This is a genomic window from Rhodopseudomonas palustris (genome assembly GCF_003031265.1).
GTDB lineage: Bacteria > Pseudomonadota > Alphaproteobacteria > Rhizobiales > Xanthobacteraceae > Rhodopseudomonas > Rhodopseudomonas palustris_H.
This window is the reverse complement of the sequence record NZ_CP019966.1, coordinates 1,054,227-1,080,488: the sequence shown is the minus strand read 5'-3', so window position 1 is coordinate 1,080,488 and position 26,262 is coordinate 1,054,227. Positions and strand designations below refer to the sequence as shown.

The 26,262-nt window shown below is 64.5% G+C and carries 25 protein-coding genes, 1 tRNA gene and 2 pseudogenes; 15 read left to right on the top strand and 13 right to left on the bottom strand.

The window, feature by feature from the left end:
• Window positions 1–21: 21 nt before the first annotated feature.
• The 5 genes from RPPS3_RS05020 (at window position 22) to RPPS3_RS05005 (ending at window position 4,083) form a co-directional block, all read left to right on the top strand.
• The gene (locus RPPS3_RS05020; RefSeq protein WP_107343117.1) at window positions 22–759 is read left to right on the top strand and encodes a YoaK family protein; all 738 of its coding nucleotides are present in this window, start codon (window positions 22–24) and stop codon (window positions 757–759) included.
• A gap of 317 nt (window positions 760–1,076) precedes the next feature.
• Window positions 1,077–2,057 (top strand): RNA polymerase factor sigma-32, encoded by a 981-nt coding sequence (locus RPPS3_RS05015; RefSeq protein WP_107343116.1) that lies wholly within the window; start codon window positions 1,077–1,079, stop codon window positions 2,055–2,057.
• 130 nt (window positions 2,058–2,187) lie between these two features.
• Window positions 2,188–3,093 (top strand): helix-turn-helix domain-containing protein, encoded by a 906-nt coding sequence (locus RPPS3_RS05010; RefSeq protein WP_107343115.1) that lies wholly within the window; start codon window positions 2,188–2,190, stop codon window positions 3,091–3,093.
• Window positions 3,090–3,341, top strand: a complete 252-nt coding sequence (locus tag RPPS3_RS24430; RefSeq protein ID WP_159060647.1) for a hypothetical protein — start codon at window positions 3,090–3,092, stop codon at window positions 3,339–3,341. The genes RPPS3_RS05010 and RPPS3_RS24430 overlap by 4 nt, the downstream gene beginning before the upstream one ends.
• 31 nt (window positions 3,342–3,372) lie before the next feature.
• Entirely contained in the window at window positions 3,373–4,083 is a 711-nt protein-coding gene (locus RPPS3_RS05005) for a sensor histidine kinase (protein WP_159060646.1), read from the top strand.
• 141 nt (window positions 4,084–4,224) lie between these two features.
• Here RPPS3_RS05005 and RPPS3_RS05000 read toward each other — a convergent pair whose 3' ends face one another.
• From RPPS3_RS05000 to RPPS3_RS04955, 11 genes and pseudogenes are all read right to left on the bottom strand, one after another.
• Window positions 4,225–4,806, bottom strand: coding sequence for an HdeD family acid-resistance protein (locus tag RPPS3_RS05000; protein ID WP_107343113.1), 582 nt, complete (start codon window positions 4,804–4,806; stop codon window positions 4,225–4,227).
• Between the two features lie 14 nt (window positions 4,807–4,820).
• On the bottom strand, window positions 4,821–5,342 hold the full coding sequence (locus tag RPPS3_RS04995) for a Dps family protein (protein WP_107343112.1): 522 nt from the start codon (window positions 5,340–5,342) through the stop codon (window positions 4,821–4,823).
• Between the two features lie 135 nt (window positions 5,343–5,477).
• Window positions 5,478–6,299: an alpha/beta fold hydrolase gene (locus RPPS3_RS04990; protein WP_107346441.1), complete on the bottom strand. Its 822-nt coding sequence runs from the start codon at window positions 6,297–6,299 to the stop codon at window positions 5,478–5,480.
• Window positions 6,300–6,680: 381 nt separating this feature from the next.
• Entirely contained in the window at window positions 6,681–7,367 is a 687-nt protein-coding gene (locus RPPS3_RS04985; RefSeq protein WP_107343111.1) for a response regulator transcription factor, read from the bottom strand.
• Complete coding sequence (locus tag RPPS3_RS04980; protein WP_234820100.1) at window positions 7,364–7,750, bottom strand: response regulator transcription factor; 387 nt, start codon at window positions 7,748–7,750, stop codon at window positions 7,364–7,366. The genes RPPS3_RS04985 and RPPS3_RS04980 overlap by 4 nt, the downstream gene beginning before the upstream one ends.
• A 100-nt stretch (window positions 7,751–7,850) precedes the next feature.
• Window positions 7,851–9,749 carry a PAS domain-containing sensor histidine kinase gene (locus tag RPPS3_RS04975; protein WP_107343110.1) on the bottom strand — a complete coding sequence of 633 codons (1,899 nt, stop codon included), beginning with the start codon at window positions 9,747–9,749 and terminating at the stop codon, window positions 7,851–7,853.
• 226 nt (window positions 9,750–9,975) lie between these two features.
• The gene (locus RPPS3_RS04970; protein ID WP_107343109.1) at window positions 9,976–11,091 is read right to left on the bottom strand and encodes an NADH:flavin oxidoreductase/NADH oxidase; all 1,116 of its coding nucleotides are present in this window, start codon (window positions 11,089–11,091) and stop codon (window positions 9,976–9,978) included.
• A gap of 546 nt (window positions 11,092–11,637) precedes the next feature.
• Window positions 11,638–11,960, bottom strand: a pseudogene (locus RPPS3_RS04965) (ATP-binding protein); the annotation flags it as partial.
• 249 nt (window positions 11,961–12,209) lie between these two features.
• Window positions 12,210–12,596, bottom strand: a complete 387-nt coding sequence (locus RPPS3_RS04960) for a hypothetical protein (RefSeq protein ID WP_159060645.1) — start codon at window positions 12,594–12,596, stop codon at window positions 12,210–12,212.
• A 9-nt stretch (window positions 12,597–12,605) separates the two neighbouring features.
• A pseudogene (locus RPPS3_RS24875) lies at window positions 12,606–12,770 on the bottom strand (DUF6538 domain-containing protein); the annotation flags it as partial.
• 102 nt (window positions 12,771–12,872) lie between these two features.
• A tRNA-Gln gene (locus RPPS3_RS04955) sits at window positions 12,873–12,947 on the bottom strand.
• Between the two features lie 216 nt (window positions 12,948–13,163).
• Here RPPS3_RS04955 and RPPS3_RS04950 point away from each other — a divergent pair.
• Complete coding sequence (locus RPPS3_RS04950; RefSeq protein WP_159060644.1) at window positions 13,164–14,945, top strand: acyl-CoA dehydrogenase; 1,782 nt, start codon at window positions 13,164–13,166, stop codon at window positions 14,943–14,945.
• Window positions 14,946–15,151: 206 nt separating this feature from the next.
• Window positions 15,152–15,913, top strand: coding sequence for an enoyl-CoA hydratase-related protein (locus RPPS3_RS04945; RefSeq protein ID WP_107343106.1), 762 nt, complete (start codon window positions 15,152–15,154; stop codon window positions 15,911–15,913).
• Between the two features lie 48 nt (window positions 15,914–15,961).
• Here RPPS3_RS04945 and RPPS3_RS04940 read toward each other — a convergent pair whose 3' ends face one another.
• Together RPPS3_RS04940 and RPPS3_RS24425 are read right to left on the bottom strand one after the other, a co-directional pair.
• A complete protein-coding gene (locus tag RPPS3_RS04940; RefSeq protein WP_107343105.1) occupies window positions 15,962–16,438 on the bottom strand; it encodes a hypothetical protein in 477 nt (158 codons plus the stop codon).
• Window positions 16,435–16,662 carry a hypothetical protein gene (locus tag RPPS3_RS24425; RefSeq protein ID WP_159060643.1) on the bottom strand — a complete coding sequence of 76 codons (228 nt, stop codon included), beginning with the start codon at window positions 16,660–16,662 and terminating at the stop codon, window positions 16,435–16,437. Before RPPS3_RS24425 ends, RPPS3_RS04940 begins: the two co-directional genes overlap by 4 nt.
• Here RPPS3_RS24425 and RPPS3_RS04935 point away from each other — a divergent pair.
• The 8 genes from RPPS3_RS04935 (at window position 16,655) to RPPS3_RS04900 (ending at window position 26,253) form a co-directional block, all read left to right on the top strand.
• A complete protein-coding gene (locus tag RPPS3_RS04935; protein WP_107346439.1) occupies window positions 16,655–18,337 on the top strand; it encodes a bifunctional metallophosphatase/5'-nucleotidase in 1,683 nt (560 codons plus the stop codon). The genes RPPS3_RS24425 and RPPS3_RS04935 overlap by 8 nt on opposite strands.
• Window positions 18,338–18,500: 163 nt before the next feature.
• Window positions 18,501–19,430, top strand: coding sequence for a histone deacetylase family protein (locus RPPS3_RS04930; protein ID WP_107343104.1), 930 nt, complete (start codon window positions 18,501–18,503; stop codon window positions 19,428–19,430).
• Window positions 19,431–19,512: 82 nt separating this feature from the next.
• Window positions 19,513–19,764 (top strand): exodeoxyribonuclease VII small subunit, encoded by a 252-nt coding sequence (locus tag RPPS3_RS04925; protein ID WP_107343103.1) that lies wholly within the window; start codon window positions 19,513–19,515, stop codon window positions 19,762–19,764.
• Window positions 19,765–20,177: 413 nt separating this feature from the next.
• Window positions 20,178–22,103 carry a 1-deoxy-D-xylulose-5-phosphate synthase gene (gene dxs / locus RPPS3_RS04920; protein ID WP_107343102.1) on the top strand — a complete coding sequence of 642 codons (1,926 nt, stop codon included), beginning with the start codon at window positions 20,178–20,180 and terminating at the stop codon, window positions 22,101–22,103.
• A gap of 71 nt (window positions 22,104–22,174) precedes the next feature.
• Window positions 22,175–22,738: a nucleoside 2-deoxyribosyltransferase gene (locus RPPS3_RS04915; RefSeq protein ID WP_107343101.1), complete on the top strand. Its 564-nt coding sequence runs from the start codon at window positions 22,175–22,177 to the stop codon at window positions 22,736–22,738.
• 2 nt (window positions 22,739–22,740) lie between these two features.
• Window positions 22,741–23,481 (top strand): TlyA family RNA methyltransferase, encoded by a 741-nt coding sequence (locus RPPS3_RS04910; RefSeq protein WP_107343100.1) that lies wholly within the window; start codon window positions 22,741–22,743, stop codon window positions 23,479–23,481.
• A gap of 62 nt (window positions 23,482–23,543) precedes the next feature.
• On the top strand, window positions 23,544–24,968 hold the full coding sequence (locus RPPS3_RS04905) for an MATE family efflux transporter (protein WP_107343099.1): 1,425 nt from the start codon (window positions 23,544–23,546) through the stop codon (window positions 24,966–24,968).
• A 46-nt stretch (window positions 24,969–25,014) separates the two neighbouring features.
• The gene (locus RPPS3_RS04900; protein ID WP_107343098.1) at window positions 25,015–26,253 is read left to right on the top strand and encodes a class I SAM-dependent RNA methyltransferase; all 1,239 of its coding nucleotides are present in this window, start codon (window positions 25,015–25,017) and stop codon (window positions 26,251–26,253) included.
• Window positions 26,254–26,262 lie beyond the last annotated feature (9 nt).

Here is a 26,262-nt window from a genome sequence, read left to right as displayed (position 1 = left end):
CATCCAGAGCGAGTGACCACGATGCGGTCGGATGCCGACAGGACAGGAGCGCCGGAGATCGCGACCGGTGCCGGCGCAAGCTCGATGCTCCACGGCGTGTTTGCAATGTCGCTTACGTGCATGGCGGGCTACCTCGACGCCGTGGGCTACACCCATTTGGCCGGCTTGTACGTCTCGTTCATGAGCGGCAACAGCACCCGCCTGGGCATTGCGATTGCCGAAGGCGATCGGGCCCTTCTGGTACTTTGCGCCGTGGTAATCGTCGGATTCGTCACAGGCGCATTCATCGGATCGTGGATAGGTGATGCCGTTAGTCGCTTCAAGCTGACGGCAGTCCTGGCCACGGAGATCGCCCTTCTGCTGTTGACGATCGCTCTGAGCCTCGGCACCGCGAGCTACGCCGCGCTGCTTCCTATCTGCGTCGCGATGGGCATTCAGAACGCCGCTCACGAGACGATCGCCGGCGCCGACCTCGGCAAGAGCTTCATCACCGGTTTTCTATTCAATCTCGGCAAGGCTCTGGCACATCTGGCGCAGGGTCGAGGAGGCGCGGCTCAGGCGCTGGCCTATGGAGCCTCATGGAGCGCCTTTCTCCTCGGCGTCGTTCTGGGCAGCTCGGCACTGGGGCATTTCGGCCTGACCGGCTCAATGTCGGGGGGCGCTGGGGTGCTGGTGGCCCTCGCAATCGGCGCGGCGTCCGACCAGCTCGACTCGCCGAACCCGATCGCCGACTCACAGCAGCGGTCGACCAGCCCGTAACGGGCCGGCGCATCCGACAGGGCCGTCAAGCCGACAGCCATCGGGCGCGTACCATCAAGATAGACGAATCGTGAGTAGCCGGACGCATCTACGGCATCGATTCGCGGTCCCGTCTTGTCGAAATAAACGATGCCTTGTGCATTTCGCGCGCAGCAACGTCGTCCAAGGTCGGATATCCAGCCTCGCCCGCTGGACGCGACGGGACGAAGCGCAGATTATTCGTTCCGCTGTCCACTTAACACCTAGATTTAATGTTCAGTCGAAGGGGGCCTCGCTACCTTGCTTACTAGAGTTCAGCATCGGTAGTGGAGATTACTATGGCCTCATCATTTCCTATGGCGGCGCCCGCATCGACACACGTCAATTCCGTGCTGTTCGACGAGCAAGACTACATGCGGGCGATCGGCCGCTATCCGGTGCTCGAACCGGATGAAGAGGCGCGCTTGTGGCAGCGCTGGCACACTGCTCGCGACAAAGCTGCGGCTGACGTGCTGATCACAAGCCATCTTCGGCTCGCGGCGAAGCTGGCCCGCAACTATCGACGCTACGGATTTCCGATCGGCGATCTGATCGCCGAAGCCAATCTCGGCCTGATGATGGCGCTCGACAAGTTCGATCCGACGCGCGGCGCACGCTTTGCGACCTGCGCCGTGTGGTGGATCCGGTCGGCGATCTACGATCATATCGTTAGGTCGTGGTCGCTGGTGCGCATCGGTCGAACGCCGGCGCAGAAGAAGCTGTTCTTCCGTCTCCGCGGCGAGATCCGCCGGCTCAGGCCCGACCACCACGGTGCCCTCACCAAAGACCTGGCGGAGCAGATATCGACCTCACTCGAGGTCCCGCTGCGCGAGGTCGTCGAGATGGAGCAGCGCTTGGCGGGCGATCTGTCGTTGAACGCACCGCTGTCGGACCTCGACGAAAGCGGCGAGTGGCAGGATTTGATCGCCGACGACTCGCCGAATGCCGAAGCCATTCTGGCGGGCCACGACGAACTCGATCGTCAGCGCGGCGCGCTCCGGGACGCGCTGGTGCAGCTCGACGCGCGTGAGCGCTACATCTTTTCGGCGCGGCATCTGGGCGACCGCCCCGCCAGCTTCGAGGCCATCGGTCAATCGCTCTCGCTTTCTGCCGAACGGGTCCGGCAGATCGAAGCGCGCGCGTTCGCCAAGGTAGCGACAGCGGCGCGGCGGCATTGCGGCACGGCCCAGCAAGTTGCCCGAGGCAGGATCGACCGACATCCGCATCCGACCATCCAGAGCCGCCGACTCGGAATGGAGCAGATGGCGCATGCCTCGTGACGAATGGACCGCGCTCAACCGTTCGGAATGAGCACCGCTCATCCTGCACTCCGGCCGACGAACCGCCGCGTGACCCTCAGCGTGTCGACAGGCAGCTCCGTCGGGCTGCCATACCCAGCAAGGAACGCGGATGAGCAGCGCCGAATTCTACGGCACACGGCTGGACGAGCATTGGCGTGGGCAGTGTTCGGTCACATCGCTGCTGGTGAAGGGAAAGGCGCAAAGCGACGTCACGGTGGCCCGCTTGATCGGAGGCCCAGGGTTCGGAATGGTCGCACCGGTGCCGCCTGAAGAGGGCTACGCGCTGACGATCGAATTGATCGACTATCAGAAGGGTGAGCTCTGGCTCGGCGGCCGAACCACTCCGCAGACCGATCTGCTCAGGAATCACAGCGTCTTCTTCGACCTTCGCAATGGCGTCGAAGCCAAGCTGGAGGATCCGTTCGATTTCCTTCATTTCCATATTCCGCGACAGTACTTTTCCGACCTTGCCGCCGCCAGCGGCGTGAGAGCGATCGACGAACTCCGCGCGCAGAGCGGCCAGGGCTTCTTCGACCCGACGATGCTGCATCTGGGGATGGCGATGCTTCCCGCGCTCGAGCGCCCCACGGAGGCCAATCGGCTCTTCCTCGATCACACGATGCTGGCGCTCTGTGCGCACATTGCCGGCACTTACGGCGTCGCGATCGAGCCGCGGGTCCTGGCGAAGGGGCTGTCGGGCTGGCGGCTGCGGCGAGCCAAGGACCTGATCGCGAGCCGTCTTGACGGCGACGTTTCGATTGCCGAGATCGCGGCCGAATGCGGGCTTACGCCGAGCTATTTCGCGCGGCAGTTTGCCGAAGCCACCGGGACGACACCGCATCGTTGGCTGCTCAAGATGCGCGTCGAAACCGCCAAGCGCCTGATCGTCGAAGGCAGACTTTCGCTCGCGGAGATTGCGGCCGCCTGCGGCTTTGCCGACCAAAGTCATTTCACACGGGTTTTCGCCCGCGAGACCGGCGCGACGCCGAGGGCGTGGCGCGACCATCTCCGGTGAGCAAGCGTCAGGCCGCTCCCAATCTGCACAAGCGGATTCGCATTTCGTTCAAGACGCATGGTTCTGGGCCGGGCATCATCGCGATCGAGGAAGGGCTGCCGGCCGAGGCGTCGGCGCGCCGCTCTCCGATTTCCGAGGAATGCAAGGATGCGAGAACCGCCTGCTTCGGCCCCGCGAACTTTCCGCACCCCCCAGATGTGCTGGTCCGGCGAAAGTCCGGCCCTGAGCGACCTCCGCTCGTCGCCTGACAGCCGCAGTCGCAATGGCATCGGCGATCCGGTGAAGTCTGTGAATGCTGCCAGCTCCGACGAAATGGCAGCCGTTGGGCATTATGCCGCGGTGATGTCGCGGGAGCTCCATCATCCGCTCACCAGCCTGGTGTTCGATGCGGAGGCGGCGCTTCGCTGGCTCGACCGGCCGCAAGCCGAGCTCGGTGAAGTCATCCGGGGGCTGGAACGCATGCGCGACGCGGCGCTTCGCACCGTCGCCATCGCACGGTCCTTGCAAGCTCTGGCTGTTCACGCCGCACCGTCATTCGAGCCCGTTCTGATCGAGGATCTGCTTGAAGCAGTGCTGCGGAATGTTGCGAAGGATATCGAACGGCATAGGATCGCGGTCGAAACTGAGCTCCCTGCGATGCGGAGCTATGCGAGGGCCGATGCCGTGCAAGTCCAACAGGTCCTGCTCGACCTCATCGGCAACGCAGTCGACGCGATGGCCGTCACAGAAGGCCGAGACCGGCGCCTGTCGATTGCCATCCGGAATGTCGGCAGCGCGGTCCATTGCAGCATCAGCGATACTGGAACAGGGATGGAAGCGGACACCGTGGCTCGCGTGTTCGAGCCGTTCTTCTCGACCCGTCCGGCCAAGAGAGGCCTCGGCCTGACGATCGCGCGCGCCATCATCGAAGCGCATGGCGGCAAGCTCCAGGCGCGCTCCCAGGCTGGGATCGGCAGCACGCTCTCGTTTCATCTCGATGTGACACACTGACCTCTGCACACCGAAGGTCCTGGAGGCAGCCAGGAGTCGACGACTGAAAGTCTTCGGCCGGGAAATGCTTCAGCGGACAAGCAGCCAGCGGAGCACCAAGTGCCCGCCGGCTAGCGGCTACTCGGCTGGACGACGACTGCGTCACGCCGCCCGCAGCTCCCGCACCTTGAGCGCAATGCCAAAGGCGAGGTTACCCCAGCCCTGCACGATGAGGTCGACGACAAGCAACGCACCAAACAGCCAAAGGCCAATCCCCGGCGAACTGACGATCAGCACGCTGCCAGTTGCAAAGCTGACAATGCCGGCGGCAACGATCCAGCCCCAACCCGCCGCAGGCCGTGTCTTGATGCCGACAATGGTGCGCATCACGCCCACGCTCGCCAGGAAGAATCCTGCCAGCAGCGCGAGTTCGAGCGACGCCAGCAGCGGATCATACACGATGAGGGCCCCGGCGGCCGTATAAATCAAGCTGCTGAGAAACCAAAACGCCGTGCCTCGCGGCCCGCGAGCCGAAAAGGCATGCACGACCTGGGCAATGCCGCTGACGATCATCGCAGCGCCGATCACCACCACGGATACCAGATTGGCCAGCATCAGGTTGGTGGATGAGATCCCGCCGATGATCAGATCGATCAACCCGATCGCGACGAACCAGCCCCATTTGTCGTCCAGGACTCGGGGCACGCTGCCGAGCGAAGGGCTCGCCTCGGAAGTCATTGTCATGTGGTGCCTCCCGTCTATTCGCCGTGCGAGTTATGGCCGTGCCGACCAGCTTCGTAGAGAAACCAGACCCGCCGCTCAGCCTCGTCGATCCAGTTCTCGATGAGGCTAGTCGTCGCGATATCGCCATATTGGTCGCAAAGCCCGTGCAGGCGGCGTAGCTCGACGGTCAGTTGTTGATTGTCGCCGCGAAGCTCGGCCAGCATGTCTTGCGGATCCACGTAGTCGGCGTCGTTGTCGAGGATGCGCTGGGTCCGGGCGATGTGTCCGATCGAATGCAGTGCCGTGCCCCCGATCTTGCGGGAACGTTCGGCGATCTGATCCGTCATGCCGAAGATCTGGTCCGACTGTTCGTCGAGCATCAGATGGTAGTCGCGAAAGTGCGGACCGGACATGTGCCAGTGGAAATTCTTCGTCTTTAGATAAATGGCGAAGACATCGGCCAGCAGGGCGCGCAACGCGGCAGCAATGTCGCGAATGGCCTCGGACGACAGATCCGTTGGACTATCCAGGTTCGGGCGGACGAGGGGCAGCTGCATGTGAGGGTCCTTTCATCGGTCGTAGGGAGGGTCGTGATTGGCCTGGGCAAAGCGCTGGCGTGAGGGTCGAGCGGTCGGCTCAACGAAGGGCCTGATCGACAAGGAGGAACGAGCTCGGCCGGCCGACGCAAGCAACTACTTCTGGAAGAAGGCGAGCAGGCGTTCGTTGATCAGGTCCTTGTGGGTCGTGCACATCCCGTGCGGCGCGCCGGGAATCACCTGCAGTTCGCAATTCTTCAGCAGCTTCGCTGAGAGTTTTGCCGAATCGTCGATCGGGACGATCTGATCGGCGTCGCCGTGCAACAACAGCGTCGGCACTTCGATCTTCTTGAGGTCGTCCGTCATGTCGGTTTCGGAGAACGCCTTGATGCAAAAATACGCAGCCGGAAGACCGGCCATCATGCCCTGCAGCCAGAACGACTCGCGCACCGCCTCGGACACCTGCGCGCCCGGCTTATTGTAGCCGTAGAACGGCAGGCTGAGATCCTTCCACAATTTGGAGCGATCGGTGGTCACGCCGGCGCGCAGACCGTCGAACACCGAGATGTCCAGTCCACCGGGGTTGGTCGCGGACTTCACCATTACTGGCGGGACCGCGCCGATCAGCACCGCCTTGGCCACCCGCGCCGCACCGTGACGGCCGATGTAGCGCGCCACCTCACCGCCGCCGGTGGAGTGCCCAACGTGGATCGCATTCGAGAGATCGAGGTGCTTGACCAACGCCGCGAGATCGTCGGCGTATGTATCCATATCGTTGCCGGTCCACGGCTGGTCCGATCGGCCATGACCGCGACGATCGTGGGCGATCACCCGGAAGCCACGCTGGGCGAGGAAGAACATCTGGTCCTCGAACGCGTCCGACGATAGCGGCCAGCCGTGACTGAACACGACCGGCTGGCCGCTGCCCCAATCCTTGTAGTACAGTTTCGTGGTATCGGCGGTCGTGAAGGTCGACATGATCGTCTCCTGATTGCGGTGCGACAGCGTCGAGGCCGAGGGTAGCTGCGCTACCTTTCGACGGCCGCGTGACATCGATCTGGCAACGCAGGGACGGAAGCCGTTCCGGATCAGCACTGCGTTTGCGCAACAGCACTTCGAAGACATCAGCGGGTCATCACGAACAATGTCGGGTCTCGCGCTTCGTCAGCGGCCGACAGGTTCGTGTGATCGTCGATCTCGTAACAGACATGATGCGTCCGCCGCACGATTCATCTGACAGCCGCCGGATCACCGAGCGACAACGACGCCTGACGAAGCGCCCTTCGAGTCGGCACGCGCCTCCGCGGCACCGAACGAGCCGCCGAGCCTTACCTAAATCCGAACTGGATAGACGCAGAGCTAACGTTGCGACGTCGGCGGTTCACGCCGGCGGCCGTCGAGCCGAGCAGCAGACGTCGCCCGGACGCCAAGCGCGTCGGCCATCCGGACCAGCTCGGCAAGAGACTTCGCCTGCATCTTGCGCATCATGTTGCCGCGGTGAATCTTGACGGTGATCTCGCTGAGCGACAGCTGCCAGGCAATCTGCTTGTTCATCAAGCCGGCCGTGACAAGCCCCATCACCTCGCGTTCGCGCGACGTCAGCGATTCGTAGTGCATGCGGAGACTATGATCCCGGTCCGCCTCGCTCCGCTTCTGCCGCGCGCGAGACACGGCCTCCCGGACGCCGGCGAGCAGCGCCGCCTCGGCGAAAGGCTTGGGCAGAAAGTTGACGGCGCCGGCCTTCATCGCCCGGACCGTCATCGGAATGTCGCCGTGCCCCGAGATCAGGATGATCGGAATCGGCGTATCGGCGGCGACAAGCTCCTCCTGGAATTCCAAGCCATCTGCTTCTCCGAGCCGGATATCCAGAATCAGGCAGGAGGCGGTGTCCACGGCGTCGGAGGCAAGAAATTCTTGCGGTCCGGCGAAGGTCTTCACCCGATAGCCGACCGAGCGCAGCAGGCTGCTGATCGAGCTACGGACGTCTTCGTCGTCATCGACGACACAGATCAGTGATGGTTCTGGCCCACCCGACGGCTCGCTCATGACGTCGGCTCCGGCGAATCTGGATCGCGATCATGAGCCGATGCCTCCCGCAGGATCGTTTCGACGTTCTGCAGTAGGATTTCGGGATCGACCGGCTTCTCGACGAACCCGGCGGCGCCAAGATGGCGAGCTTCCGCACGGGCCTCCGGTGTCGAATAGGCCGTCATCACGATGACCGGCACCTGGACGCCGCGACGCTGCAGTTCGCGGTGCAATCCAAGCCCGTTCATTCCGGGCATATGCAGGTCCGTGATCAGACACGCGGCACTGTCGATCGTCGCAGACGACAGACAGTTCTCGGCGGTGCCGAAGCCGACGACCTGGAGCCCGACCGACCGAAAGAAGCTGGAAATGCTCTCTCGCACGTCTTCGTCGTCGTCCACGATGCAGATCGTATTTCCCTGCGCCAAAGTCGTCTCCTGCGGCGTCCGCGAACCTGGCCCCGCGATGGTATGACGGCTTTGGCCTGCAGAACCCATCATATCAAGATATGAGGCCGCGATGATGCCGCCCCTCTTGCGGGTTGCTCCGCGGCAAAGTGAACGCCACGGTGGCGCCGGAACCGTCGTTGTTCGACGCCAGGATCTGGCCGCCTTGTGCCTCGATGATGGTCCGGCAGATCGACAATCCCAGACCCATCCCATCGGATTTGGTCGAGAAAAACGGCTCGAAGATCTGCTTGGGGTCCCCCGCGATCCCCGCCCCGGTGTCGCAGACGGCGACCGCCACTGTGTCGCCGCTGTCGTCGAGACTGACCAGGATCTCACGACGTGCATCGAGCCCTCGCATTGCCTGGAGCCCGTTCATCAGCAGGTTGACGATCACCTGCTGAACCTGAACGCGGTCGCAATCGATCTCCGCGATCGGACCGCCGGGTTCGACACGCACAGTCGCCTTGGCGCGGTGGATCTCCCGTCTCAGCAACTCGATGGCATCCTGAACCATCACCACCAGATCGACCGAATCCGACCGCGGCGCCGATTTGCGCGTCAGAAAGCGGACGCGGCCGACGACCTCGGCCGCGCGATTAGCGTTCGACACGATCTTGTCCAGGCAATCGGCAACCTCGCCGAGATCCGGGGTCGGCCGCATCAGCCAGCGTTTGCCTGATTTGCCGTAGTTGATAATCGCGGCAAGCGGCTGATTGACTTCGTGCGCAACCGATGCCGCCAGTTGACCGAGCACCGAGACGCGCCCGGCGTGGGCGAGCTCGGCGGAGATCCGCTCGATCTTGGCCCGCGCCTCGTTGCGTTCGGTCACGTCGAACGCCATCAGCAGCACCCGCGACCAGTCGGCTCCGTCCGGCAACACCGACAATCGCAACACCGCGTCGATCGACCGCCCGCTCCGTGTGATGAAGCGCGTTTCAGTCTCGATCTGTGTCGCACCGCCGACGAGCGCGACGAAAATGGTTTCGAGCGCCTGCCGAACCTCCGGGATCGAACAGGCCAGCAACTCGGCCGCAATCAGATCGCCAGTGTCTTTGGCGTCGAACATCTCCAAGGCGGCCGGATTGGCATTGTAAATCGTGATCCGCTCTACTGCGGCTACCAGCAGCGTCAGATCCGCGCACAGCGCACCGACTACATCGCCGGTCCCGGACGACACCAGACGCAAAGCACTGCTGAGATCGCATTCCAGGGCCGCAAAGCCGGCGGAATTGAAGATGGTGCTGTAGCGCCGCTCCGAGTTGAGCCGTTCCGCATGTGCCCGCCGGCTCTCCGTGAGGTCGGCGCTGGCCTCGATGATCCCGATCGCCCGTCCCTCCGGATCGCGCCGCTGCAACCAGCGGCTTGCCAGAATCAGCCGGGCGCCGTCGCGGCGTATGCGGACGACCTCGCCGGACCACGTTCCGCTATCTCGGATCGATCGATCAATGTCCTCGACCGGTGCCGCTTCGTCGAAGAGTTCGGCGTAGTGACGCCCGATCGCCTCATCCCGCGACCAGCCGTACAGACGCTCGGCGCCCTCGTTCCAGTAACCAACGATCCCGGCGGAATCGCGAATGATCACCGTGTCGTGTGCCGCCTCGAGAATTCTCACCTGCTCGGCCAGCGAAATGCGGGCGGATCGGTCCCGCACCGACAAAAGAACAGTGATCAGGATGGCGACCAGACTGACGACGAGCCGCAGCAGTGCGCCACCGACCAGTTCGGACGCATGCCCCCACAGAAAGGCCGTCAGCGCCAGCAGCGCCGCGATGCAACCCGCAGCGACGATGAACCTGCGGCCGAGCGGAGCGACCATCAGCACCACACCGGTGTAAAGCACCGCCACCGCACCATCGATCGGACTCAGCGCATCTGCAGCAAAGATCAACGCCGATGCAACGACGGCTATCACAAGCACGGCCCGACGTTTTTTCCGGTCGATCGTCCTCACAGTTCGCCCCTACGGAACCCCAGCGCATCGGCCAAGACGCGAGCGCCGACGCCTGACATGCTCTGGTCACGAACTCCGCACCATATTGGTCGGTCGAGCGAACTGCAGCCATACCTAGGTTTGGTTGAGCCGCCAGAGGGCTCAGCGAGGACGCCTCATGAGCCGCCATATTTGGGAGCCGGCTCAATAGCCGACCAGCGCGCGGACGTTGATGTCGAGCGCAAGCTCACGCCGGGGATTGGTAGTCGAAAAGATTCTTGTACTGACGAGGCTGAGAGCGAAGGTACTGATCCGGCGCGCGTACGCGGCCACCCAGGTGCGCAGCGGCGTGCCAGGGCCAGCGCGGGTCGTACAGGATGCCGCGGGCCAGCGCGACAAGATCGGCGTCGCCGGTCGCGATGATCGCTTCTGCCTGTTCATAGTCCGTGATCAGCCCGACGGCGGCCACCGGGATCGAGACAGCCTGTTTCACGGCCCGCGCAAACGGAACCTGGTAGCTGGGCCCATCGGTGATCCGCTGGAGCGGATCGATCCCGCCGCTGGAAACGTTGAGAGCCGAGCAGCCGCGTGCTTCCAGCGCCTTCGCGAAGGAGACCGCGTCGTCGATTGTCGCGCCTCCTTCGATCCAGTCGGCTCCCGAAATGCGAACCGTGACCGGGCGATCTGCGGGGAAGGCAGCACGAACTGCGTCGAAGACTACCAGTGGAAAGCGCATCCGATTCTCGAGCGACCCGCCATATTCATCCTCTCGCTTGTTCGAGATGGGCGAGAAGAACTGATGCAACAGATAGCCGTGCGCCGCGTGCAATTGCACAGCATCAAGGCCGAGTCGGGCCGCGCGTCGCGCGCTCTGGGCAAAGCCCTGGCGGATCTGCTCGAGACCTGCGGCATGGAGGGCGACGGGAGACCGGCCGCCGACACTGAGCGGGAGCGCCGAGGGCGCCACGGTCTGCCAGCCGTTAGGGTCGTGCGGCGGGAGATGGCGGCCGCCCCGCCAAGGCACATCGACCGACGCCTTGCGGCCGGCATGTGATAGCTGGATCGCAATCGGGATCGATGACCAGCTCCGAATCGCATCGACGACCCGACCGATCGCCGCCTCGGTACGGTCGTCCCAAAGGCCGACATCGAAAGCCGTGATGCGGCCTTCAGGAGCGACCGCGGTGGCTTCTATCGTAAGCAACGCCGCGCCCGAAAGGGCCAGATTGCCTAAGTGCATGAGATGCCAATCCGTCATCTCGCCTTCACGCGCCGAATACTGGCACATCGGAGCGATCACGATACGGTTTTCGAGCTCCAACGCGCCGACCTGTAGGGGCGTGAACAGTTTCGGATGGGACATGAAGGGCTCCGGCTGGGGCAGTTACTTGCGAAAGAGCACGCCAGGATCTTCGTCCCGGCGACGAACTTGGCCTGCTGCCGGATATGTGATCAATAATCTCGGCAAACATCATACATTGGTTTGCCGCTGCAAAGAGCGGCACTCAATCAATACCGAGGCAGCAGCACAATTCTGCGCGCCCTTAACTCTCTTGGCAATCTCGTCACTTTGACCCCGGTGATCACAAATGTCGTCATCCATCGCATAGGCCATCTTCGGCCATACGAGCGCAGCTTTAGGCGCAACGTTGGCTCAGGGGCAGTAGGCATCGAGGATGCGTGTAAGTCCAGAACGCCGATCATCGCGACGAGCTTGATAGTTCCGGCGAACCCTGTGCGATCAACGCAAACGTATCAAGCTTCGTCAGATGTCGGCTGAGGACCGTCCGGAGCATAGCTTCGATCCGTGTGTCAATGATCGTCCGAGAGGGCCCCTCTGGTAAGCTGGTGCGCGCCGGTGTAGCTGGCCGAGGCTTGCGGCGTCGGCGCTCGGATCAACAGGGTGAGTTCAGGCGCGGCTTTTGAAGTGCCAGCTGTCGTTGCCGGGTTCGATGAGATCGCAGTGGTGCGTTAGGCGGTCGAGCATGCCGTGGTCTTCTTTGGATCGCCGAACGCCTTCGGCCATCCGCCGAAGGCCAATTGGAAGTTACGATGATCAAGGTTCGCTCGTAGAACCCGCTGATGACGTGGAACAGGAGTTGGCGACCGGCCTGGGTAACGTCAGATAGCCGAGTTCATCCAGCATGACAAAGTTGAGGTGGGTGAGATAGTCGGCGAGCCTCGTCGGCGTCCGGAGCGGGTCTCGGCTTCCAGCCGGTTGACGAGATCGACGGTCGGCAGCGGATGAAAGCCGTCGAACTGGCCTCGATACGGAATGAGGTGCGACCGCTCGTACTCGAACGCCTCCAGATCGTGGCGAGATGTGCGCGGCTCTTGGCGTAGGCGACGCACTTGTCGACCAGCCAGGCGTGCGACTCGTCGTAGCTCTTCTCCTCTGGACGCGGTGCATACCGCGCGTGCATAGTTCTTGAAGAACGCGAAGGCGCGCTCGTGCGCGTCGAACACCATCTCCTGGCTTATCTACGACACTGTCGAGACCGCTTTGGCCGCAACGCCTTCAATCAATCCCCGAAGAATATGCTGTTTGGTCGGGACGAGCCCGTTGTCCTTCAGCATCTTCAGGTGACGCTTCACCGCCTCGATATCAGCATCACATAGGCCGTCATCCACCATACGGACATGATCGCTATCCGTGACCTCGGCGTAGGGACCGCTGGCATCGAGGAGCGAGTAGGTCCAGAAAGCTCTCCTATCGTCGCGACGGGCTTGATCTGGATCGAAGCCCGTGAACCCCTTGGCGACCAACGCGACCCTATCGAGCTTCGTTAGATGCCGATCCACGACCGTCCGAAGCATGGCATCGATCTGGGATTTCGAAAGCGTTGGATCGGCACTTTCGGCGAGCATCACTGCGTCCTCAAGCTTTGCATCAAGCGCCACCGCCAACCGACGTGCCGATGGCAACGCGGTTGTGCGCAGGCTCACTAGAATATGCGAGGGAGCCCAAAAACTGGCAAGCTGGAGCGGCCTGCGACGCCTCCAATAGTAGGTGGCTCGGCGGCGAAAAATGTGGAAAGCCACGGTCGTACGACACCCTAGTGTAGCAGCGGTGTGTCGCAGGGCTGTGCATCAGCCCCCCAGCTCGGAAATTTACTCCAATACTATCAATAAGATAGGGTATTCTGGCTGGGGCGGGAGGGATCGAACCTCCGCATGGGGGAATCAAAATCCCCTGCCTTACCGCTTGGCTACGCCCCAACAGCCGGTTCCGGACCGCGCTGGGGCGGCCGGATGGCGGATTCGCTTCGGCTCCGCCGGTCTATCGACACCCAAGCGGCATTTCAACCGCCGAAAGCGTCGTGCGCCGGGTGTGGGCGGCCCGGCTGCAGAGCCGGCGCGACGCGACGGACGGTTGAGGGGAATGGGTTTTCGTGGAAAAAGGCCGGCATTCCTTCCGTCAGCCGGGACTTCAACATGACCTATCGCGCTCCGATCGACGACATCCTTCTTTCCCTGAACCACGGTGCAGGACTGCAGGCCGCCGTCGCCGCCGGCCATTTTGGCGACTACGACAGCGAGATCACTGCGCAAGTCCTGGACGAGGCGGGCAAGTTCGCCAGCGACATCCTGGCGCCGCTGAACCGGGTCGGCGACAAGCACGGCATCAAGCTGGAGCATGGCAAGGTCACCACCGCGCCGGGCTGGCCGGACGCCTATCAGCGCTGGATCGCCGCCGGCTGGAATGCGGTGTCGGGACCGGAGGATTTCGGCGGCCAGGGGCTGCCGATGGCGGTCAACGCCGCCTGCACCGAGATCTGGGCGTCGTCCAATATGGCGTTCGGGCTGTGCCCGCTGCTGACCCTGTCGGCGATCGACGCCCTGCATACGCACGGCAGCGACGCGCTGAAGCAGGTCTATCTCGGCAAGCTGATCGCCGGCGAGTGGACCGGCACGATGCAGCTCACCGAGCCGCAGGCCGGCTCCGATGTCGGCGCGCTGCGCACCCGCGCCGAGCGCGCTGCCGACGGCAGCTACAAGATCTTCGGCAGCAAGATCTTCATCACCTACGGCGACCACGACATGACCGATAACATCGTGCATTTCGTGCTCGCGCGGCTGCCGGATGCGCCGGCCGGCACCAAAGGCATCTCGCTGTTCCTGGTGCCGAAATTCCTGGTCAACGCCGACGGCTCGCTGGGTGTCCGCAACGACATCTATCCGAGCGGCGTCGAGCACAAGCTCGGCATCCACGCCTCGCCGACCTGCACCATGACGATGGGCGATCACGGCGGCGCAATCGGCTATCTGATCGGCGAAGAAAACCGCGGCATGCAGTGCATGTTCACGATGATGAACCAGGCCCGTCTCGCGGTCGGCCTCGAAGGCGTCGGCATTGCCGACCGCGCCTATCAGCAGGCGCTGGCCTATGCGCAGGAGCGCAAGCAAGGCCGCGCGGTGGGCAGCGCCGGCCCGGGCTCGGATCCGATCATCAAGCACCCCGACGTCAAGCGCACGCTGCTGACGATGCGCGCGCTGATCGGCGCCGCGCGTACGATTTGCTACTCGACCGCGGTGGCGCTCGACATTGCGGCGCGCAGCACCGATCCGAAGGTCAAGGCCTCCGCGGCGGCGCGTGGCGCGCTGCTGACGCCGATCGCCAAGGCGTTTTCCACCGACATCGGCATCGAAGTCGCCTCGCTCGGCGTGCAGATCCATGGCGGCATGGGCTTCATCGAAGAGACCGGCGCCGCGCAGCACTATCGCGACGCGCGGATTGCGCCGATCTACGAAGGCACCAACGGCATCCAGGCGATCGACCTCGTCACCCGCAAGCTCGGCACGAGCGGCGGCGCCTCGGTGTTCGCGCTGCTCGACGAGCTGACGCTGATCGTCAAGGATGTCGAAGCGTCGAACGATCCGGGCTTCGGCCTCACCGGCCTGCGACTGCGCGAGGCGCTGGAAGCGCTCGACCGCACCAGCCGCTATCTGCTCGACAAACTCGGCAGCGCCACCAACGATGCGCTCGCCGGTGCCACTCCCTATCTGCGACTGTTCGGCGCCACGCTGGGCGGCTGCGCGCTGGCGGCAGAAGCGCTCGCGGCGCGCGATCTCGAGGGCATCAACGATCCGTCGCGCTACGTGGCGCTGGCGCGGTTCTTCGCCGAGACCGTCGCGGTGCAGGCCCCTGCGCTGGAGCGCAGCGTGGTCGACAGCGCCGCTTCGGTGGCCGGTGCCGAGGCGGTGCTGACCGCTTAAGTTGATCCTTCGGCTTACGAAGAACTCCGGGGTGGCTGCATTGCAGCCACCCTTTATTTTGTGCACATCGCGTTGGGCGTGAGCTTCGACAGAAATTCATCGCGGACGGCGGGCCGTCAGCTGACGTCACGAACGAACGTGATACTGTGCGTGCCGAGGAGCGCTCCGCTTGAGGCGGGGACGCCGGGTCTTACGGGGGAAATGCCATGACGGAGCATCTGATCGTCACGGATGAGGACGGCACGCGCGTGATCACCATGCGCCGGCCGGAAAAGAAGAACGCGCTGACGCAGGACATGTATCGCGAGATGAGTCACGCGATCGACACCGCGCAGAACAATCCCAGCATCCGTTGCCTGATCATCACCGGCGGCTCCGGCGTGTTCACGGCCGGCAACGATCTCGACGATTTCCTCAAAGCCGGAACCGATACCAGCGGCGCGGCGCGCGTCACCAACGCCACCAAGTTTCTGTATTCGCTGGCTCACAACGTGAAGCCGATCATCGCGGCCGTCGACGGCATTGCGATCGGCATCGGCACCACGATGCTGTTTCACTGCGACTACGTGCTGGCCTCGACCACGGCGACGTTCTCGACGCCGTTCATCCAACTCGGGCTGGTGCCGGAGGGCGCGTCCAGCCTGCTGATGCCGCGCACCATGGGTTATCAGCGCGCGTTCGCCACGCTGGTGATGGGCCACACCATGACGGCCGAAAACGCCCGCGTCGCCGGCTTTGTCAACGTCGTGGTGGCGCCCGGGCAGACCGAAATGGAAGCCAAGAAAGCCGCGCGGGAAATCTGCGCGCTGCCGGCCGAAGCGGTGGCGATCTCGCGCAAGCTGCTGCGGCTGGCGCCCGATGAGATCACCCGGCGGATCGATCAGGAAACGCATCTGTTCGGCGAGCGGATGAAGTCGCCCGAAGCCGTCAACGCCTTCATGCGCTTCTTTCAGCGGAAGAAGGGGTGAGATGACGGCTGCGGCTGTGGCACCCGGCGGGCGCCGCAGCCGGACCGATTACTTTTTCCCGGGCGCGAAATTCTGATCGCTGAACGGGTTCGACGCCGGCGTCCGCAGATGGACGAAGCCGAGCTTGAGCTCGCGGTGGCACGAATTGCAGCCGGCGGTGAGGTCATCATAGGCCCGGGCGAATTCGCGGGCGTCCTTGGCGGCGATCGCCGCCGACACCGCATCGAGCGGCTTGGCCATGGTGGTGACGTCGTTGACCGGCAGGCTCTGATAGAGCTGGGCGGCATCTTCGAGCCTCGCCTTGAGCTGCTTGGTCTCGTAAGTCGCAAGCCCCCAATTGCCCGCCTTGCCGGCGTACCACAGCTTGATGTGCGCGACCTGCGCGCCCTGCATCAGATCGGAAAGGCGCGGTTGAGGCCGTTCGCCTCCCCGCGGCTGTTGCGCGACGGCGAACGACATCGTGCCGGCGAACGCCATCGCACCGATAACAACGGCTGCGGGCCCAGCGAACGAAAACCTCTTCATGCGTCATCCCCGGTCTTGTACGAGCATCGCGACTCGCGGTCCGTCGCGCGATTGAGTGCCATCAGTAACGCCGCGCCGCCGTGAAGTTCAATCGGCACGTCGGCAAGGTTGGTATTCGGCGGCGCATTCGCGTCGTCCTGCGGCAAACCGACGCCACTTGCATTCGCGCGCGCGGCAGGCGATGCGAAGCGTGAAAAAGCTCTGCTCGGATCGCCGATGATCAAGCTCCGCTCTCGCCTGCCCCTGCTCGCCACCGCCGCCGCGCTCACTGTCGCATCCGTATCCGCCCCGCGCGCGGCCGAATTGCTGCCTCCGCCGGTCGATCTGCGGATTCTGGCGATCAACGATTTCCACGGCAATCTGCAGCCGCCGCCCGGCGGCATCGCGATCGACGACCCGGCCGATCGGACCAAGAAGATTCACGTCCCCGCCGGCGGCGCCGAACATATGGCAACGCTGGTCAAAGCGCTGCGCAAGGATCATCCCAACGCGATCTTCGTTGCGGCAGGCGACCTGATCGGCGCCAGCCCGTTTCTGTCCGCGATGTTTCACGACGAGCCGACCATCGAGTCGCTGTCGCTGATGGGTCTGGCGCTGTCCTCGGTCGGCAATCATGAATTCGACGAGGGCAAGACCGAGCTGCTCCGGATGCAGAACGGCGGCTGCCATCCGGTCGACGGCTGCCAGGGGCCGCATCCGTTCAAGGGCGCGGCGTTTAACTATCTGGCCGCCTCCACGGTCGAGACCGCGACCGGCAAGACGGTGTTTCCTCCCTACGCAATCCGCAAGTTCGGCGGCGTGCCGGTGGCGTTCATCGGGCTGACGCTGAAGAACACACCCAACATGGTGTCACCGCCGGGTGTCGCCGGCCTGTCGTTCAGGGACGAGGCCGAGACCGTCAACGCCCTGATCCCGGAGCTGAAGGCCAAGGGCGTCGAGGCGATCGTGGTGCTAATCCATGAAGGTGGTTTTCCGACCGGCGACTACAACGAATGCCCGGGGATCTCCGGCCCGATCGTCGAGATCGTCAACAAGCTCGACCGCGCCGTCGACGTGGTAATCAGCGGTCATACTCACCGCGCCTACACCTGCCGGATCGACGGCCGCCTCGTCACCAGCGGCGACAAATACGGCACCATCGTCACTGCGATCGACCTCAAGCTCGATCCCACCACCCGCGACGTGATCAGCGCGGCGGCCAATAACACGATCGTCCGGACCGACGCGCTGGCCAAGGATCCGGCGCAGACCGCACTGATCGCCGCCTACGACAAACTGGCCGGCCCGATCGCGGCGAGGCCGGCGGGTTCGGTGACATCGGCGCTGTCGCGGATGCCGAATGCGGCGGGCGAGAGCGTGCTGGGCGACGTGGTGGCCGATGCCCAGCTCGCCGCGACATCGGATAAAGACAAAGGCGGCGCCGAGATCGCGCTGACCAACCCGGGCGGCGTCCGCTCCGATATTCTCGGCGGCGAAGGCGGAGCAGTCACGTTCGGCCAAGTGTTCGCCGCGCAGCCGTTCCGCAATCAGCTGGTGACGATGACGCTGACCGGGGCTCAGCTCAAGGCGGCGCTCGAACAGCAATGGGCGGAGCCGGCGCGGCCGCGAATTCTGCAGGTGTCGAAGGGCTTTCACTTCGCCTGGGATGCAGCGGGCGTCTCGGGTGCGAGAATTCCGTCGGACAGGATGACGTTGAACGGAGCGCCGATCGATCCGAACCGCGCCTACCGGGTGACGCTGAACGCCTATCTGGCGGCAGGCGGCGACGGCTTCACCGTGTTCAAGGACGGTGTTGCACTGCAAACCGGCGTGTACGACGTCGACGCGCTGTTCGCCTATTTCAAGACCCACAGTCCGGTGGCGCCGCCGCCGACCGACCGGGTGACGCGCTTGAATTGAGCGAGCTCTAGTTGTTTGTTTTGATGTGTTTTCTTCGAGCGGAGCAGTGTCCCTGTCGCTGGAAATCACTCTAAGCCTTAAGCGGCCCTTTCGCTCGCCGCAGCGAGTAACTACATTCATTCGAATATAATACAGACACAGATCGGCGCCCGGGCACTTCTGAATGACCACGCTTTTTCTGACCCATTCCGCGTGCCTCGACCATCACACGCCGGAAGGACATCCTGAGCGCGCTGCGCGCCTCGCCGCCATCAACAAGACGCTGGGCGAAGAACGCTTTGCACCGCTGGCGCGCGCGGAGTCGCCGATCGGCTCGCTCGAGCACATCGCGCTGTGCCACACCGATCACCACATCGTCGAGCTGCGCCACATGTCGCCGTCCACCGGCATCGTCTATGTCGACGGCGACACCTCGATGTCGCCGGGCACATTCGAAGCCGCGCTACGCGGCGTCGGCGGTTCGGTCGCCGCGGTGGATGCAGTGATGAAGGGCGAGGCCGCCAACGCCTTCGTCGCCACCCGGCCGCCGGGTCACCATGCCGAAATCACCAAGCCGATGGGGTTCTGCTTTTTCGGCAATGCCGCGATCGCCGCGCGCTATGCCCAGCGCCAATACGGCATCGAGCGCGCCGCGGTGGTGGATTTCGACGTCCACCACGGTAACGGCACCCAGGACATCTTCTGGGGCGACCGAACGGTGATGTATTGCTCGACCCACCAGATGCCCCTGTTCCCGGGTACCGGCTCGCAGGGCGAGCGCGGCGAATATGACAATATCGTCAACGCGCCCCTGGCTTCCGAAGATGGGGGGACTGAGTTCCGGTTCGCGTTCGAGCAGCTGATCCTGCCCCAGCTCAAGCGGTTTTCGCCGGAATTGATCGTGATTTCGGCCGGTTTCGACGCCCATTACCGCGATCCGCTCGCCAGCCTGAACCTGCGCGCCGAAGATTTCGGCTGGGTCACCGAACGGCTGATGGAGGTCGCAACCCAGACCGCCGGAGGCCGCATTGTCTCGGTGCTCGAGGGGGGATATGACCTCCAGGGCCTGAGTGAATCGGTGGCTGCGCATGTGGGCGCCCTGATGGGCGCTTGAACCAGCCGCCCCGCCAGGCGACCAAGAACAACAACCAAAACAATGCTGCCGCGCCCCAGCGCGGGGCAGCCGGGAATGCGAAATGGCCGAAGCCGCAACCGCCGATGTGAAGAAGCTCAGCTTCGAGCGCGCCCTCGAGGAACTCGAGACCATCGTCAAGCGGCTCGAAGACGGCAAGGTGCCGCTCGAGGAGTCGGTCACGATTTATGAACGCGGTGAAGCTTTGAAGCGCCGCTGCGAGGATCTGCTGCGGCAGGCCGAAGCCCGCGTGGACAAGATTACCACCGACGCGCAGGGCGCTCCGACCGGCACCGAGCCGCTGGACGTGCAATAACCCCGACATCCGCAAAGGTAATTGCTTGCGCCGCCGTCCGGCCACGACCGTGTTTGCGGCGCAACACTGGAGTTCCGAAACTACCCCCATCAACCCTGTTGGCCGAAAGTTTACGCAGCCTGACCAAGCCTTGGGCGGCCGATGGTTGGATTTAATGACGGGTTTGTGTAAAGGTATGAGCTTATGCGCCGCGCTTGACACTCGCCGGGATGGCACTGTCAAGTTCGGTGGACGTGTGCAGCCGCAATAAGTGATCGAGGTCACTTCGACGATCGGGAGCGCACACTACGCTTCGATCGTTGATTTCTCCTGAAGTAGGAGTGCGGGAGCCGGGTGAGGCTCACGCAGACTGGACACTCGGACCATTCGTCGAGGGACTCACCACCCTATAGTTATAAGACTGGAATATCGCCGTGACCGAATTTAGCAAAACACCGCTTCTCGACACCATTCGTACACCGGAAGATCTGCGCAAGCTGCGGGTCGACCAGGTTCGGCAGGTCGCCGACGAATTGCGATTGGAGACGATCGACGCGGTATCGGTCACCGGCGGGCATTTCGGCGCCGGTCTCGGCGTAGTCGAGCTGACTACCGCACTGCACTATGTTTTCGACACCCCCCGCGACCGCCTAATCTGGGACGTCGGCCACCAGGCCTACCCGCATAAGATCCTGACCGGCCGCCGCGACCGCATCCGCACGCTGCGGACGCCGGGTGGCCTGTCCGGCTTCACCAAGCGCACCGAGAGCGATCACGACCCGTTCGGCGCCGGCCATTCCTCGACCTCGATCTCGGCCGGCCTCGGCATGGCGGTGGCCAGCGAGCTGTCGGGCGTCAAGAACAACGTCATCGCGGTAATCGGCGACGGCTCGATCTCCGCCGGTATGGCCTATGAGGCGATGAACAACGCCGGCGCGATGAACTCGCGGCTGATCGTGATCCTCAATGACAACAACATGTCGATCGCTCCGCCGGTCGGCGCGATGTCGTCGTATCTGTCGCGGCTGTATTCGGGCAAGACCTACCGGTCGCTGCGCGAGGCCGGCAAGCAGATCGGCAAGCACCTGCCCAAGCTGATCGCCGACCGCGCCGCCCGCGCCGAGGAATATTCCCGCGGCTTCATGATGGGCGGCGGCACCCTGTTCGAAGAACTCGGCTTCTACTACGTCGGCCCGGTCGATGGTCACAATCTGGACCACCTGCTGCCGATCCTGCAGAACGTCCGCGACGCCGACACCGGCCCGTTCATGATCCACGTCGTCACCCAAAAGGGCAAGGGTTACGGCCCGGCCGAAGCGGCGGCTGACAAGTATCACGCGGTGGTCAAGTTCGATATCGCCACCGGCGCCCAGGCCAAGGCCAAGTCGAACGCCCCGTCCTACCAGAACGTATTCGGCCAGAGCCTCGTCAAGGAAGCCCAGAAGGACGACAAGATCGTCGGCATCACCGCGGCGATGCCGTCGGGCACCGGCATCGACATCTTCGAGAAGGCCTTCCCGAAGCGCACCTTCGACGTCGGCATCGCCGAACAGCATGCCGTGACCTTCGCGGCCGGCCTCGCCACCGAGGGCTACAAGCCGTTCTGCGCGATCTACTCGACCTTCCTGCAGCGCGCCTACGACCAGATCGTCCACGATGTCGCGATCCAGAAGCTGCCGGTGCGCTTTGCGATCGACCGCGCCGGCCTGGTCGGTGCCGACGGCGCCACCCACGCCGGTTCGTTCGACAACGCCTATCTCGGCTGCCTGCCCAACATGGTGATCATGGCTGCGGCGGACGAAGCCGAACTGGTGCACATGGTCGCCACCCAGGTGGCGATCAACGACCGTCCGAGCGCGGTACGCTATCCGCGCGGCGAAGGCCGCGGCGTCGAAATGCCGGAAGTCGGCGTTCCGCTGGAAATCGGTAAGGGCCGCGTCATCCGCCAGGGCAACAAGGTCGCGCTGCTGTCGTTCGGCACCCGCCTCGCGGAAGCCGAGAAGGCTGCCGACGAACTCGCCACCCTCGGCCTCTCCACCACCGTCGCCGACGCGCGCTTCATGAAGCCGCTCGACGTCGAGCTGGTGCTGAAGCTCGCCCGCGATCACGAAGTGCTGCTCACCATCGAAGAAGGTTCGATCGGCGGCTTCGGCAGCCACGTGATGCAGACGCTGGCCGAGCACGGCATGCTCGACGGCGAAGTGAAGATGCGCGCGCTGGTGCTTCCCGATGTGTTCCTGGATCACGACAACCCGGTGGCGATGTACGCCCGCGCCGGCCTCGACGCCAAGGCGATCGTCAAGAAGGTGTTCGACGTGCTCGGCAAGGACGCCAAGGCCGACACCGTGAAGCTGGCCTGATCCGGCTGCTTTCGCTAATTCATCAGGACGGCGGCACGGGCGACCGTGTCGCCGTTTTGTTTTAGGCGCCCATGAAGATCTACCTCGCCGGCCCCGATGTGTTTCTGCCCGATGCGCTGCAGATCGGCCGGCGCAAGGCCGAGCTGTGCGCGGATCACGGCTTTGCCGGGCTGTTTCCGCTCGACAATGCGGTCGCGCTCGCGGCGCACGACGCGTCGCTGCAGATCTTCCGTGGCAACGAAGCGATGATGAATGAAGCCGACGCCATCATCGCCAATCTGACGCCGTTCCGCGGTCCCAGTGCCGACGCCGGCACGGTGTACGAACTCGGCTACATGGCCGGACGCGGCAAGTTGGTGCTCGGCTATTCGAACGATCCGGCGAACTACGTCGCGCGGGTCAAGCAGTTCGAAACCGTCGAGAGCCGCGACGGCCTGCTGATCGGCGCCGATGGCCTTGCGGTCGAAGACTTCGGCCTCGCTGACAATCTGATGCTGATCCACTGCCTCGACCTGCACGGCGCGCCGCTGGTGACGCCGCGCCAGATGCCGGCCGATCCATGGCACGACCTCGACAGCTTCACCGCCTGCGTCCGGATCGCGGCGGAGCGGCTGCGGCCGCATCGGGCGCGCTGACCATGGCGAAGCCACCGGAGTCCACGCCACGCAAACGCGCCGATATCGTACTGGTCGAGCGCGGCCTGTTCGATAGCCGTGCGCGGGCGCAGGCGGCGATCGAGGCCGGGCTCGTAGTTGCGGACGGCAAGCCGGTCACCAAGGTCTCCGAACCGATCGCGCTCGACGCACAGCTTGAAGCGCAGCCGGCGCATCCCTGGGTATCGCGCGGCGGCGTCAAGCTCGCCGGCGCACTGGAGCGCTATCCGATCGAGATCGAGGATCACGTCTGCCTCGACGTCGGCTCCTCCACCGGCGGCTTCACCGAGGTGCTGCTGGCGCATGGGGCCGCGCTGGTGTTCGCGGTCGATGTCGGCCGCGATCAGCTCCACGCTTCGCTGCGCGGCCATCCCAAGATCGTCTCGATGGAAGAGACCGACATCCGCAAGCTCGAGGGCACGCGGCTGCCGCAGCGGCCGGACGTCGTGGTGATCGACGCCAGCTTCATCTCGCTGAAGCAGGTGCTGCCGGCGGCGCTGTCGCTTGCCGCATCGCCGATGAGTCTGCTGGCGCTGATCAAGCCGCAGTTCGAGGCGCCCTCGAAGCGCGGCATCGTGCGCGACGCCAAGGTGCATCGCGCGGTGTGCGACGATGCGATCGCCCTCGCCGCCTCGCTCGGCTGCCGCGACATCGAGGTCTTTGCGTCCTCGATCGCCGGCGGGGACGGCAATGTCGAATTCTTTCTCGGTGCAAAGCGCGGCTAAGGGCCTTCAAGGCGCGACGTCTTGGCCGGAACCAAAGTCTTACTCCGGCCGCAACTTCGGTTATGGTGCGCGCCATGGCCGTACCTGGTTCCAACATCGCCGCCGGCGCGCTTGCGCCGGCGAAATCGTCTGCGTGGCGGACAGAGCTGATCGAAACGCTGTGGCTCGCGTGGCCGATGGCGATGACGCAGCTCGGCCAGATCGCGATGATGACCACCGATCTGGCGCTGATCGGCCGGCTCGGCGACACCGCCGTGGCCGCGGCTGCGCTCGCGCATATCGTGCTGTTCTCGACCTTCACGATGGGCCTTGGACTGGTCTCCGCAGTAACGCCGCTGGCGGCGCAGGCGTTAGGCGCGCGCGCGCCGCGGCAGGTGCGTGCGTCGCTGCGCGTCGGGCTGTGGGCGGGTGTGATCGCCGGCGTGCCGCTCACGCTCGGCCAGCTCTATGGCGAAGAGCTGCTGGTCGCGCTCGGCCAGAATCCTGAGACCTCGCGCCTCGCCGGCGATTATCTCGACGGACTGGCATGGTCGCTGGTGCCCGGCTGGCTGTTCATCGCGCTGCGCGGCTTCATGGGCGCGGTGAACCGGCCCGAGCCGGCGCTGTGGATCATGCTGACCGCAATCCCAATCAATCTCGGCCTCGCTTACGTGCTGATCCATGGCTTGTTCGGCCTGCCGCGGCTGGAGATCTTCGGCGCCGGCCTCGCCACCACGATCGTATCCTGGGCGATGTGCATCGCCGCCGCGGTGGTGTGCGTGACGATGCGCCCGTTCCGCAAGTACCAAGTGTTCGGCGAGCTGTTTCGGTTCGACGGCGAGCTGATGCGCCGGCTGCTGCAGCTCGGCCTGCCGATCTCCGGCGCTTCCGTGCTGGAATACGGCGTGTTCGGCGCCGCGGCGCTGCTGATGGGCAAGTTCGGCACCACCGCGCTCGCCGCGCATCAAATCGCTCTGCAGGTCGCCGCGATCATGTTCATGGTGCCGATGGGAATCTCGGTCGCAGCCACGGTGCGGGTCGGCCATGCGGTCGGCCGCGGTGATCCGCCGTCGGCGCGACGCGCCGGCTTTGCGGCGATCGGCCTCGGCTTCATCTTCATGGCCGCGATGACGCTGCTGGTCGCGTTGACGCGGCATCAGATCCCGCAGCTGTTCCTCGGCGATTCCGACACCTCGATCGAAACCGCAACGCTGACCGCAGCGCTGCTGATCGTCGGCGCGAGCTTCTTCATTGCCGACGGCCTGCAGGTCGTCGCCAACGGCGCGCTGCGCGGCCGCAATGACACCAAGGTGCCGCTGCTGTTCGCGGTGCTCGGGTTCTGGCTGATCGGCTTTCCGTTCTGCTGGGTGCTCGGCTTCCATACCGACCTCGGCCCGTTCGGTGTCTGGATCGGGTTGGCAATCGGCCTGACCGTCTATGCGGCGCTGCTGGTGTGGCGTTTTCACCGGCTGACGCGCGACGCAATGGCAGCGGCCGTCGCCGCCTGATCACTTCCGGCTTTACGGCCTGCCGGCCGGGGACTATCGCATCGCCATGATCCAGACCCTGACGATCGATCAGCTCGGCCACCGCGGCGACGGCGTCAGCCTGTCGCCAGGCGGCGCGACTTACGTGCCGTTTGCGCTGCCCGGCGAAACCGTCGAGGCCGAACCGGTACAGGGCCATCCCGACCGCCGCAAACTGCTGCGCGTCGAGGTCCCCAGCCCCGACCGGGTGGCGCCGTTCTGTCCGCATTTCGGCGTGTGCGGCGGCTGCGCGATCCAGCACTTGCGCGACGAGCCATATCGGACGTGGAAGCGCAACTTGGTAACCGAGACGCTGGCGCAAGCGGGGATCGACGTTCCGGTCGATCCCCTGATCGATGCCCACGGCGCCGGTCGCCGCCGCGTCACGCTGCATGCACGCAGAGGCACGCATGACATCCTCAAGGTCGGGTTCAGCGCCACCGCGAGCCACGACATCATCGCCATCGATCACTGCCCGATCCTCGATCCGGCGCTGAGCGGCGCGCTGGAAGCGGCCTGGGCGTTGGCCGAAGCGCTGACGCCGGTCGGCAAGCCGCTCGATATTCAAGTCACCGCCACCGAGAACGGTCTCGATATCGACGTACGCGGCTCCGGGCCGCTGCCGCCGAAGATGATCACCTCGCTGTCGCAGCTTGCCGATAAGCACAAGCTCGCGCGGCTGACGCGGCACGGTGAGTTAGTGCTGCTGCGGCGGCCGCCGGTGGTGGCGATCGGCAAGGCCAAGGTGACCTTGCCGCCGGGTGCGTTTCTGCAGGCGACGGCGCTCGGCGAACAGACGCTCGCGGAGCTGGCGATGGCGAATCTCGGCCGCGCCAAGCAGGTCGCAGATCTGTTCTGCGGCGTCGGCCCGTTCGCGCTGCGCCTCGCCGAGAAGGCGCGGGTGTTCGCCTGTGACAGCGACGCGCCGGCCGTCGCGGCACTACAGAAGGCCGCGCCGGCGACGCCGGGGCTGAAGCCGGTGAAGGCCGAAGCGCGCGATCTGTTCCGTCGCCCGCTCGCACCACCCGAACTCCGCGACTTCGATGCGGTGCTGTTCGATCCCCCGCGCCAGGGCGCACAGGCGCAGGCCACGCAACTCGCGGCCAGCCGGGTGCCGCTGGTACTCGCGGTCTCCTGCAACGCCACCACCTTCGCCCGCGACGCAAAACTGCTGATCGATGGCGGCTACAAACTCGAACGCGTGATCCCGGTCGATCAGTTCAAGTACACACCGCATGTCGAGTTGGTGGCGGTGTTCAGGAAGTAGTAGTTCAAA

Bases quoted from the DNA above. Each gene is read 5' to 3' on its own strand.
- RPPS3_RS05020 (WP_107343117.1), top strand. From the start codon at position 22: ATGCGGTCGGATGCCGACAGGACAGGAGCGCCGGAGATCGCGACCGGT.
- RPPS3_RS05015 (WP_107343116.1), top strand. From the start codon at position 1,077: ATGGCCTCATCATTTCCTATGGCGGCGCCCGCATCGACACACGTCAAT.
- RPPS3_RS05010 (WP_107343115.1), top strand. From the start codon at position 2,188: ATGAGCAGCGCCGAATTCTACGGCACACGGCTGGACGAGCATTGGCGT.
- RPPS3_RS05000 (WP_107343113.1), bottom strand. From the start codon at position 4,806: ATGACAATGACTTCCGAGGCGAGCCCTTCGCTCGGCAGCGTGCCCCGA.
- RPPS3_RS04995 (WP_107343112.1), bottom strand. From the start codon at position 5,342: ATGCAGCTGCCCCTCGTCCGCCCGAACCTGGATAGTCCAACGGATCTG.
- RPPS3_RS04990 (WP_107346441.1), bottom strand. From the start codon at position 6,299: ATGTCGACCTTCACGACCGCCGATACCACGAAACTGTACTACAAGGAT.
- RPPS3_RS04985 (WP_107343111.1), bottom strand. From the start codon at position 7,367: ATGAGCGAGCCGTCGGGTGGGCCAGAACCATCACTGATCTGTGTCGTC.
- RPPS3_RS04970 (WP_107343109.1), bottom strand. From the start codon at position 11,091: ATGTCCCATCCGAAACTGTTCACGCCCCTACAGGTCGGCGCGTTGGAG.
- RPPS3_RS04960 (WP_159060645.1), bottom strand. From the start codon at position 12,596: ATGCTCGCCGAAAGTGCCGATCCAACGCTTTCGAAATCCCAGATCGAT.
- RPPS3_RS04950 (WP_159060644.1), top strand. From the start codon at position 13,164: ATGACCTATCGCGCTCCGATCGACGACATCCTTCTTTCCCTGAACCAC.
- RPPS3_RS04945 (WP_107343106.1), top strand. From the start codon at position 15,152: ATGACGGAGCATCTGATCGTCACGGATGAGGACGGCACGCGCGTGATC.
- RPPS3_RS04940 (WP_107343105.1), bottom strand. From the start codon at position 16,438: ATGAAGAGGTTTTCGTTCGCTGGGCCCGCAGCCGTTGTTATCGGTGCG.
- RPPS3_RS04935 (WP_107346439.1), top strand. From the start codon at position 16,655: ATGATCAAGCTCCGCTCTCGCCTGCCCCTGCTCGCCACCGCCGCCGCG.
- RPPS3_RS04930 (WP_107343104.1), top strand. From the start codon at position 18,501: ATGACCACGCTTTTTCTGACCCATTCCGCGTGCCTCGACCATCACACG.
- RPPS3_RS04925 (WP_107343103.1), top strand. From the start codon at position 19,513: ATGGCCGAAGCCGCAACCGCCGATGTGAAGAAGCTCAGCTTCGAGCGC.
- RPPS3_RS04915 (WP_107343101.1), top strand. From the start codon at position 22,175: ATGAAGATCTACCTCGCCGGCCCCGATGTGTTTCTGCCCGATGCGCTG.
- RPPS3_RS04910 (WP_107343100.1), top strand. From the start codon at position 22,741: ATGGCGAAGCCACCGGAGTCCACGCCACGCAAACGCGCCGATATCGTA.
- RPPS3_RS04905 (WP_107343099.1), top strand. From the start codon at position 23,544: ATGGTGCGCGCCATGGCCGTACCTGGTTCCAACATCGCCGCCGGCGCG.
- RPPS3_RS04900 (WP_107343098.1), top strand. From the start codon at position 25,015: ATGATCCAGACCCTGACGATCGATCAGCTCGGCCACCGCGGCGACGGC.